Genomic DNA, 11,205 nt, shown 5'->3' on the forward strand with positions numbered 1-11,205 from the left:
GTTTGCTGCAAAAAATTATCTGCTGTTGGATAAGGAACAGGCAAAAATAAATAACGTGTACGGAGTTTTGTTCAAAAATCAAAACCAACAAAAAAATTTATTCACTACTGCTAGGCTCAATAGTAATGCGTAAAAACAGATTACTCAACTCCGGTTTTGTGCCATCTTTATTTTCCGCCGGCAAAAACCTATCATTTTTAAAAGTATCATTGATAACTTGCTCATACAAACTTTTTTTACTTCGTAGACTAACTGGTTCTATTTGTAAAATTTCAGTTTGTTGAAAATTGCCATTATTGTCAATGACCAAGCTAGCCAGCAACTCCACAGGCTCAACTTGAGAATCATCAAAAATATAACTAGAGCTTAAATTCTTAGTGTTACCTCCTGTGTGTGTGGCTAACACATCAGGTAAACCGTCTGGCGTTAATATACCCTTTTGTATCAGGTGATTTATTTCCATTTGATTGACTGGAGTAAATGTCATTCTCACCCCTTCATCCCCCCCGGTGTCCGCAACTTCCCCAGTGGGAGTAGGTACTGGTTCATCCGCCCCCGTGTCCGCAACTTCCCCAGTGGGAGTAGGTACTGGTTCATCCGCCCCCGTGTCCGCAACTTCCCCAGTGGGAGTAGGTACTGGTTCATCCGCCCCCGTGTCCGCAACCTCCCCAGTGGGAGTAGGTACTGGTTCATCCCCCCCCGTGTCCGCAACCTCCCCAACTTTCGGCGTTTCTAATGGAACAAGTGGAATATCTTTTGGTAATGGCTCTCCCTGTCCTAATATAACCTCTTCGCGACGGTTCCAAGGTAGATCATCCTTGGGAATTGTTGGAGTGGAAAATGTTTTTTCCGGCGAGACTTGGGTGGGGAGTTGAGAATTTTCTAGTTTAGTTTCACCTTCACTCACCCGACTTGGCTGAGAATTGATCGCCTCAGTATCATCATTGCTTGGTGTATTTGGTGCTGTAGTTTCTGGTGAAAGCGTCTGTGAGTTAGATGTATCCCGTGATTTTTCTAAAGGAGAAATTTCTATCAATTCAATGGGAACAGCCGTTTGGCTTTGCTCCGGAAACCAGGGTTTAAGGTCATTAGACGATCGCATATACCAAAAAATCGGTAAATGCAAAGAAACTGAGGTTATGGCCGCAGTAATCCATAAACTGAGTGAATCTGTGTTTCGTCTTTCTTCGTAGGTTGGAATTGACCTTTTATCCCTAATAGATGATCTCATATTGGAATTGCTCTTCCTCATTGCTCATGCTGCAAAATCCAGTTTTCATCTTAGCCATGAGCGGTAATTTCAGGCGCAACCACAAAAGTTAAAACTGTCTCATCAACTCCTTTGAGTTGTAAGGGACTACCTTTAGTAATCTCTTCGTCTTGTAAATAATCAGCCACAGCAGCAGAAACTAGAATAGTACCAGGAACAGCAGCAGCCTGCAACCTAGCAGCAATATTCACACTAGGACCAATAGCTGTATAGTCAGCACGTTGAGCGCTACCAAACATCCCCACAACCGCCGTTCCTTGGTGGATACCACAGCGAAACTTCACACCTGTATAACCATGATTGTCAAATATACCTTGTTCTTGCCAGTGCTGGTTTAACTCAGCCAGTGAGCGCTGCATATCTCTAGCAGTATTAATAGCACGATGTACTTGTTCATTGGGGGTAAGTTCTTCCGGCGCTCCGTATAAGGCTAAAATAGCATCTCCCATAAATTTATCTACAGTACCCCCATTATCAAATACAACCTTAGTCATGGCTTCTAAATATTCATTCAGCAACTCTGCTACTCGTCGGGATCTGAGGGTATTTGCCAACTGAGTAAAACCCACTATATCACTAAATAAAACTGTGATTAGACGCGGTTCCGGGCGCAAATCCAGAGTTAAAGTTCCAGATGCAGCTTTTTTCACCAATACACTCGGTAAAAAACGTTTTAGCACTGATTCTGTTAGGTAATTATTCAGCTCTAAAACCCGACGTTCATTTGCTTTCAGTGCTAACAGGTTCTTGACTTCCGCTAAAAGTTCCCGGTCATTAAATGGTTTTGCTAAATACACATCCGCCCCATGTTCTGTACTTTCAATCCGGGTTTCTTCATCCACTTTAGCCGTGAGTAAAATGATTGGTGTTCCCTTTAAGTTATCTTCATTGCGGATCATCTCAATCATTTCTAATCCTGTGACTATGGGCATCATTAAGTCAGTTATAATCAAGCTGGGTGCAGTTTCTTGAGTTTTCCTGAATCCTTCATATCCATTACGAGCCGTTTCCACCTGATAACCATTGCGCCGCAGTATATCAGATACATAAATTCGCAAATCTGGATTGTCATCTACAACCAAAATACAGTGCTGAGTAGACAAAAGATTCATCCTGTTTTGGTTGGTTGCAACATTTCCAGTATTTTCTGCGGTTGTTTCTACTAGCTCTAAATCAGCCAATTCCACTTTAGCTGGATTTGTATTCAATTCCCCCGGTGCTTCTATTATTTGCTCTGGAGGTAAGTGAGAATTTCCCGTGAGTAACCATAGAGTGAAGGTTGTTCCCTCTCCATAGGTTGAATCTACAGTTACCTTCCCTTTGTGCATTTCCATTAATTCTTTCACCAAAGCCAAACCCAGACCACTACCCTCATAGGAACGATTTTCTGAACCTTCGGCTTGGCGAAAGCGCTTAAATAACTGAGAAATTTGTCCAGGATCAATGCCAATTCCTGTGTCTTGTACTTGTAACTTGCAATGGTTATCTTCAAATTGCAATTTTACAGTGATTGTACCGCCTTCAGGTGTAAACTTCATGGCGTTGGAAAGAAGATTGTAAACCACCTTGTCGAATTTTTCTATGTCTAAGTAAACTTGAGGACATGAACTCATTTCCGTAACTAAATTCAGTCCCTTCTTTTCACCGTAGGGACGGAATGACTCCACAATTTGGCTGACAAATTCCACTAAATCACAAGGGCGGAAACTAGGCTGCATTCTTCCAGCATCTAAGCGCTGTAAGTCTAGGAGTTGGTTTACTAGTCTCAGTAGGCGGCGGGAATTACGCAGAGCGATCGCACTTTGTTGGTATGATAATCCTTCCCCATCTGCCACTGCCGATTCTAAAGGCCCTTGAATCAAAGTGATGGGTGTGCGGAACTCATGGGAAATATTTTGGAAAAATTCGGTTTTTTGTTTGTCCAGTTCTAACAAGCGCTCTGCTTGCTCCCGTGTTTTTTGGTATAAGCGTGATTGCTGCACCGCGATCGCTGCTTGGGCTGCTACTGCTTTCGCTAGTTCGATCTCCGATGCTAACCATTTGCGTACTTTAGTACTTTCTATTAACGTAATACTACCTATACATTTATCATCTGCCATCAGGGGGACCACCAACAGCGATCGCCCCTGCATTTTCCCTGGTAAATCAACATCCTTAATTTCCACACCGCGATCGCTGATGTCATTAATTACCACTGGCATCTGTGTCCGCAAAATTTCTTGGAAAATAGCACTCTTTTTAATAGTTACTGGTGGTGATTCTGGATTAACAACCAGGTTCTGGCTAACTTGGGAATTGTCCTGATCCTGAGAACTGTCATACAAACCCACACAATGAGCAAGCTCATCTTTCTCCGACCACAAAGACAACATACAGCCATTTACCTGTAGGGCTTGTCCCAATTGTTGAGTAATAGCCGCAAAAATATCTTCAGGGTTCAAGCTAGACCGAATCGCTGTATTAATAGTATTAATTAATGCCTCTCTTTGAGCTAGAGCGCGTACTTGCTCGTAGGTATAGGCCTGATATAAAGCTAAACTTGCCTGATCCACCACTGTTAATACCAGCTGTACCTCGTCCTTATCCCACAACCGCGATTGAGAACACTGATGTAATGCCATCACTGCCATTAATTCCTGCTGACAAATCAGGGGGACAACTAAACTAGAGCAAATATTGGCTGTAGCAAAAGCTTCTGCTCTTTGATACAGTTCCCCTGTTTCCCCTTGAATGCGCCGATCACCTGCTACATTGTCAATCACCTCCACCTGACGAGTTACCCAAACAGTTTGAGTCAAAACCCATGGGAGACAGGAGGAATCAACTTTTTGATAGATGAATCCTTGATCCATTAACTGTCCATCCTGAAAGGGACGTATCAGGCAAACATCCACCTCCAACATATGACCTACCGTATCAACAATTGTTTGTAAAATTTGCCGATAGTCCAGGGCGCTGCGAATTGTATTTGTCACTGTGTTTAGCAGTGATTCCTGACGCAAAGCCCGGGTTAGTTCCTTAGTGCGAGCTTTGAGGACGTTGTGAGTATCTAAAGCTTGGCGGACCAAGGCCTTGAGTTCATCTGATTCCCAGGGTTTCGTGACATATTTGAATACCTTACCAGCATTAATTGCTTCCACCAAGTCTTGGACATCAGTGTAACCTGTTAAAATAATGCGAATAATATCCGGATATTGAGTTGCTGTCAGACTTAAAAATTCTGTACCGCTCATCATCGGCATTCGCTGGTCAGAGATAATCACTGATATATCTGCTTCTTGCGCCAGCATATCCAGAGCCGCAGGACCAGAGGTTGCTCTCAGCACCTGATAATCGCGATAAAAGGTGCGGTAAAGCAAGTCAAGGTTGTCCGGTTCGTCGTCAACAACCAAAATTTTAGGCTTACTGTTTGCTTGAGATTTCATGCACCGCTTTTCTGCAGCAACGGCAGTGGAATAAAGAATAATTTGATCAGGTGGGAAACTGTCTCAGTCTGGTAAGAGCAGAAAATTTTTAACCATCAGGCTATCTGCCTACATAGTATTTACTCACAGTAATCAGTCTATATAAATTGTTTACATTGGCATGGTCCGTGATTACCAGACAATTTGCTCACTCAGTTGTAGTGTGACAGAACTGGTGGTTATTCACCGAATTTTTTTACCCCCTCAGAAAATCTCTCGAAAATCTCTCATATTAGATATCATGCTAAAAACCGGCTGTAAAAACCAGATATGGCTGCATAATAAGTTTTCCCCTTCTGGCACTTACACTAACACTTATAGGTAAATTTTATTTACCTTTGGGATTTTAAATCAACCTTAGCAGGTCATAACCTCCATCTAACTGTCTTAATTTATACAATTAACAACAAATAAATGTTGATATTTACTTGGGAGTTGATTTAACTAACTAAACATCATACAACATTATTTAACATATCTTAATTTATGAATTACTCATATCTTGGACAGTGCCACAATGATGACAGTGGGCTAAGTATTTATAAGTCAGATTGTGGCAATTTGCGCATTCAATGTATTGGTAATAACCACAATGGGGGCAGTACTTGTCCTGATGGCGGATTTTTTTGGCGCAGTTAACACAGCGTGAGTTTTGCACTCTCCTTACTGCTTGGGATTTAGTATTCAAGATAACTTTTTGGAACAGCTGAATAATTGCAAAACCCAGTACTGGGATCAGCAAGATATAAACATAGCTGACAAGAAAAAGCAAACCCCCCAGAATCCTACTGAGAATATTAAAGATAAATGTAAATAATACACCTACTTGCAGAAATGTAAATATTTTCAAAAGCAGGGGTATAAAAAATACAACCAGTAAATGCCAACTAATCAGGGATATTAGTCCATACTCCCTGCGTTGAGCAAAGTTGTGAACTGACAAAGCCACAAGAATTAATGGAACGAGAAACAGAGCTTGTAAAGTTAGTTGGATGCTAGGATACCAAAATGACGCTTGTTGATAATTTGCTTTAAGTTCCTTAAATTTATTATCCTCTTTGAGGAAAGTTAGGAAATTAGTGCTTTCTGGTTTTGTAACCAGTTGATTCTTCAGAATCTCAATTTCTTGTTTAACCTTGGAAATAGTTTGATTATTTTTTTCTAACTCCTGTTTAGCCTTAGCAGCACTGACTGAATTAATTGACTGTTCACGAGGCTGACCAGCAATTGTTTCTAACAGTGTGGAGTCATATTGAGCGCGAATATTACTATTACTTTGCTCCAACTGACTCACCTGTGTTTGTTTTTGGTCAATATTTTTGATGATTTGTTGGTTGGCGGTAACATTGATCTTATCTTGATATTTGGCATATTCTAGGCAAGTGGAATACACCTTACCCAGATGTCTTTCTTGGGCTTGTAAGTAAATTTCCTCTTGACTCCCTTGAATGTTGATGGGAGACAATGAACCAGTAACAATTTCATAATCTTTATCTGGATTAGTTTTTCTTCCGTAATCTTCCCATTGAGAATAACATGGATAAGCTTGTGATGGGCTGATGTGCCATCTGCTAATATCATCTAATCCGGTAAAAACATTGATCAATATAAAAATATCAATGACAATAATGACAACTAAACTCACTCTATTTAGCGGTTCATTATTAATTTTTCTCGATTTCCTAAAAAACTGTCTCCACACCCGGGTAAGTTTGTTAAACATATTGTATTTTTAATTGTTCCAAGAGTATCCGCTCAACGCTATGGCAGCTAATAGATTATACACATAAATCAATAGCACATTCTGGAGATGAGTTTGTGTAAAGATTTGTTACTAAATCATGAGCAATTAAAAACCTGTATTTTCTCGTAGAATTAGCTTGAAGTTTTGTAAATTAAATCAAACTTTTGTAAAGGTAACTCAAAGGAGATTATCAGTGTATAAATATCGTCTCTTGGGAATAATCAGTTTAGTCATAGTCAGTGAAAGTATGCTATTACCAGCACTTAGTCACCCCTCCCCCTTATTGGCACAATATAGTTTACCCACAGCCATAACTTCCCTAAACCAAGGCTTACAAGCAATTCAAGCAGGTAGGATACAAGAAGCCATCGCCGCTTTTCAACAAGCAATTTTGTTAGATCCCAATTTGGCAGCAGGACATTATAACTTGGGGTTAGCACTACGACAAATAGGACAGTTACAGCCTGCTGCTGATGCTTTTTATCAAGCCACACAAGTTGACCCCAACTTTGCCCCGGCTTTTGCTAATTTGGGAGGCGCTTTGTTAGAAGGAAATAATTTACAGCAAGCAAGTGATTACTTACAACGAGCTTTAGAAATCGACCCTAAACTGGGTTTTGCTCACTATAACTTGGGATTAGTACAAAAAAAGCAAGGAAATTGCGACAGGGCGATCGCATCCTTTAAACAAGCTATGCAGTATAGTAAAAATGCACCAGAAGCCCCTTACCATCTAGGAATCTGTTATCTTCAACAAGATAAGGTAAATCAAGCCAAAGAAGCTTTCCGTCAAGCCATCAAAATTAATCCCAAATATGCCGAAGCCCATTATAGTCTCGGCACAATTTGGTTTAATCAAGGCCAACACAAAGCAGCATTAGAAGCCTTTACCAAATCAGCCGAAGCCAATTCTAACTACGCCAATGCCTATTATGGCGCTGGTTTAGTTTTTATGCAGCAAAACCAGTATGCAGAAGCAGCAGAAGTTTTTCAATATGCCAAAGATTTATACAATCTCCAAGGTCAGGCTGAATGGGCAAATAATGCTGAAAAATTGTGGCAACAAGCACAAAATTTAAATTACCAACCCCGCTGAGGCATAATCACAGAAACTTACATAATATTAGATTAATAGGTAGGTTAGCTGGTGTAGTCCGCAGTTGACCGGATAAAAGTGGAAAAGTAAATGTACAAGCGCTTCAAGAGTCGATTTTTATTTTGTAATCGCTGGCTTGATCGGCACACAATTGTTCGCAACATGGAGGCTTTTCAAGACCTGATTGTGATTGTCTTGTGCTTGGGTTTATTCGCCGTCATGCTGATACAGTTGTGGGGCATATTCCTGGCCATTATGCAGTCACTAGACTATCAACAAGTCACAGCAAAAATACTATTCGTGCTGATTTTAGTCGAATTATTTCGCCTACTAATGGTTTACTTGCAAGAACATAGTATATCTGTCGGCGTAGCAGTTGAAGTAACAATTGTATCTCTACTGCGGGAAGTGGTAGTTCACGGGGCGTTGGAAATTTCCTGGGTGCAAACCGCAGCAATTTGTGGTTTACTCCTAGTCCTAGCAACTTTACTAGTTGTATGTGCCAAAACACCACACATGGACTGCATGAGTGCTAACACCAAGTTTTGCCCCGTCACCCATCCAGAAGCTATGGAAAAGCAAAGTGAATATGGGGATTAGTGATTATTGGCGCTTCACTGCAACTTACCACCCAAGTAGAGTGATAGGTTTTTTACTAATACAAACTCTCACCCGCTACTTAAAAAAAAGAGTGGGTAATATACCCACCCTCAGAAAAATGTAAAATTAAATCAGCAATGGCTAATTAATCAGCAATATTGGGCGCACGCCAAGAAATTTGGGGTGCTTCATTTTCCTGCGCTAAAGTTGGCACAGAATCACGTAATCTGGTTGTTAACTGTACAGTTGTGGCATCATACATCTGAGTTAGTAACTTAGGATAAAACCCAATCCCAATAATGGGAACCAACAAACAAGCAATGATAAACACTTCCCTAGGTTCCGCATCTATTAAAGCCTGCTGAGAAACTAATTCTTCGTTTTCTTGACCGTAGAAAATTTCCCGCAACATGGACAACAAATAAATGGGAGTTAAAATTACCCCAACTGCCATCAGTAACACCACGATAAATTTAAAAGTGGAGCTATAAGCATCACTAGTGGCAAAGCCGACAAACACCATTAATTCTGCCACAAAACCACTCATACCCGGCAATGCTAATGAAGCCATGGAACAAGCGGTAAACATAGCAAAAATCTTTTTCATTCTCTTACCAACACCACCCATTTCATCTAACATCAAGGTGTGTGTACGGTCATAAGTAGCTCCCACCAGAAAGAATAAACTCGCCCCAATTAATCCGTGGGAAACCATTTGTAAAACTGCCCCACTCAATCCTAAATCAGTGAAAGAAGCAATACCAATGAGGACAAAGCCCATGTGAGAAATGGAAGAGTAGGCAATTTTCCGCTTCAAATTCCGCTGGGCAAAAGATGTCAGAGCAGCATAGATAATATTTACTACCCCTAAAACCACTAACACCGGGGCAAAATAAGCATGAGCATCAGGGAGCATTTGGGCATTCATGCGAATTAAAGCGTAACCGCCCATTTTCAGGAGAATACCCGCCAACAACATATGCACCGGAGCAGTGGCTTCACCGTGGGCATCAGGTAGCCAAGTATGCAACGGAATAATGGGCAGTTTCACCGCGTAAGCAATCAGGAAACCAGCGTATAATGCTAGTTGGAAATTAAGAGTGAAATCCTTTAAGGCGAGCGATCGCATATCGAAAGTCACCGTATCGCCATAAAATCCCATGGTCAAGGCAGACAATAAAATAAACAGCGACCCCCCTGCCGTATATAAAATAAATTTAGTCGCCGCGTATTGTCGCTTTTTACCTCCCCAAATGGACAGCAGAAAGTATATGGGTACAAGTTCCAGTTCCCACACCAAGAAAAATAACAGCATATCCTGTACAGCGAACACGGCAATTTGACCGCCATACATGGCCAGCATCAAGAAATAAAATAGCCTAGGCTTGAGAGTGACAGGCCAAGCCGCTAATATCGCTAAGGTGGTAATAAACCCCGTCAGAATAATTAAAGGCATGGATAAACCATCTGCCCCCACCGACCAGTTTAAATCCAGTTGAGGTAACCAGGGGTAACTCTCCACCATTTGCAAGTCTGGATTAGAAAAATCGTAACCAGTATAAAAAGCGTAAACAATCAGTGCAAAATCTATTAATCCCACAATTAGGGAATACCAGCGCACTGTTTTGCCGTCTTTATCTGGAATGATGGGAATCAGTAGAGATGCGGCTATCGGTAACAAAATAATCGTTGTTAGCCACGGAAAATTAACTGTATTCATGGCAATTCGTCTGCAGTGAGAATCATGTTTGGCAAAAAGTCACTAGCTATTTATTAACTAACAGCTTTTTGGCAGTTTTGCCTTCATTGTTAGGTTGATTTAATTAAATTGACAAAAAGAATGGGATGAGAGCTAGGTCTTTCTAAGACGGATTCTTACTGTGTTACAATCCAAGAATAGTCTGCACCCGGCATCAGCACCACTTTAAACATACCGCAAGCCACCCTCAGACTCCTTGAGTAGCAACTTGCAGTCAACCGTCAATAATCACAGACATAGAAACTCGCTCAGTATTTGACATTCCCCACGCCTAAATCCGGGGGACTCCAGCATCACTGACGTTCCTTGCTTTTACTGGACTTACCTCCAATAGAAGTAGAGAGAACATCTCTACTGGCGTTACTTCCCCTCTGCCCGACGGTAGCGTTTGCAGGATTTAAAATTTCTTTGGCTGCATTGACATCTCATACTAAGTAGAGTGCATTATGACGCACAGAAAAAGTAGAGTGGTAGGTTGGGCTACGCGAAAACACACGCTAATTTTAATTGCCAACCACCAAAAATGGTTGAAACTATTGGCTAAAATGTTTTACGGCCAATAAAAAGGTAATACGGTGCTTTTAACATAGGTGGAAAAGGGAGTGTAGCCATGTCCTCCAAAAAAGTAAGTTTCTCAAAGCTGTAATGAAGGTATGCCAAATGTTCTGGAGATAAAAACACATTATCAAATGCAAACCAGGTTTACCAAACGGTTAAGGTTTTTTGGGCTTTACAGAATAGGGGCACACACCCCTCCACATCCGTAAAAATTAGATCATAGCAAAAACAATCACCAAGCCCAAAATAGCCCCAGAGATAATTACAGCGTAGAATTGAGCGCGATCATTTTCTAGGTATTACTAAGTTTTGAAAAGGCGCAAAATAAGGAGAGTCTAGGAGTTACGAATTGACAGAATAACAAAATAGTGCATTAATCTAGGGGGACTTTGATTCTCGGTTATTGCATCGGGTTGTAATGTGGTATCAGTAGCATCGGCTTCTAGCGGGTATTGGTGACAAGCAGGATGCTTGTGTTACAGGCCCTCGCGCATTCCGTAAGAGTCCGTTTTAACGGACTTGAGCTTTGAGACGGGGAATTTATTCCCCGGCTTCTTGTGTTACAGGCGATTCGCTTCGCCAGTGCCGTAGGCGATCGCATGATCTGGAGATCATAGATCATGTTTTTTGTCAATGCGTAAGTCCTATATAATTTCTTTGTATCATTATTCCTGCTTCTCCTCTTTCGCTTTTTGAATAATGTAATCTCGCGGT

At 41.1% G+C, this 11,205-nt stretch carries 6 protein-coding genes; 2 read left to right on the forward strand and 4 right to left on the reverse strand.

Annotation, left to right across the window (positions count from 1 at the left end; translation table 11 throughout):
- Positions 1–97: 97 nt before the first annotated feature.
- The 3 genes from NWP17_RS17305 to NWP17_RS17315 form a co-directional block, all read right to left on the reverse strand.
- Positions 98–1,231, reverse strand: a complete 1,134-nt coding sequence (locus tag NWP17_RS17305; protein WP_280656115.1) for a hypothetical protein — start codon at positions 1,229–1,231, stop codon at positions 98–100.
- A 50-nt stretch (positions 1,232–1,281) separates the two neighbouring features.
- Positions 1,282–4,695 (reverse strand): response regulator, encoded by a 3,414-nt coding sequence (locus NWP17_RS17310; protein WP_280656116.1) that lies wholly within the window; start codon positions 4,693–4,695, stop codon positions 1,282–1,284.
- Positions 4,696–5,218: 523 nt separating this feature from the next.
- The gene (locus tag NWP17_RS17315) at positions 5,219–6,457 is read right to left on the reverse strand and encodes a hypothetical protein (RefSeq protein WP_280656117.1); all 1,239 of its coding nucleotides are present in this window, start codon (positions 6,455–6,457) and stop codon (positions 5,219–5,221) included.
- Positions 6,458–6,725: 268 nt separating this feature from the next.
- Here NWP17_RS17315 and NWP17_RS17320 point away from each other — a divergent pair, with 268 nt between their 5' ends.
- Positions 6,726–7,574, forward strand: coding sequence for a tetratricopeptide repeat protein (locus tag NWP17_RS17320; RefSeq protein ID WP_425332679.1), 849 nt, complete (start codon positions 6,726–6,728; stop codon positions 7,572–7,574).
- Positions 7,575–7,664: 90 nt separating this feature from the next.
- Complete coding sequence (locus NWP17_RS17325) at positions 7,665–8,174, forward strand: phosphate-starvation-inducible PsiE family protein (RefSeq protein WP_280656119.1); 510 nt, start codon at positions 7,665–7,667, stop codon at positions 8,172–8,174.
- 145 nt (positions 8,175–8,319) lie between these two features.
- Here NWP17_RS17325 and ndhD1 read toward each other — a convergent pair whose 3' ends face one another.
- On the reverse strand, positions 8,320–9,894 hold the full coding sequence (gene ndhD1, locus NWP17_RS17330) for a photosynthetic/respiratory NAD(P)H-quinone oxidoreductase subunit D1 (protein WP_280656120.1): 1,575 nt from the start codon (positions 9,892–9,894) through the stop codon (positions 8,320–8,322).
- Positions 9,895–11,205 lie beyond the last annotated feature (1,311 nt).

The sequence above is a fragment of the Chrysosporum bergii ANA360D genome (assembly GCF_029891735.1).
GTDB classification, from domain to species: domain Bacteria; phylum Cyanobacteriota; class Cyanobacteriia; order Cyanobacteriales; family Nostocaceae; genus Umezakia; species Umezakia bergii.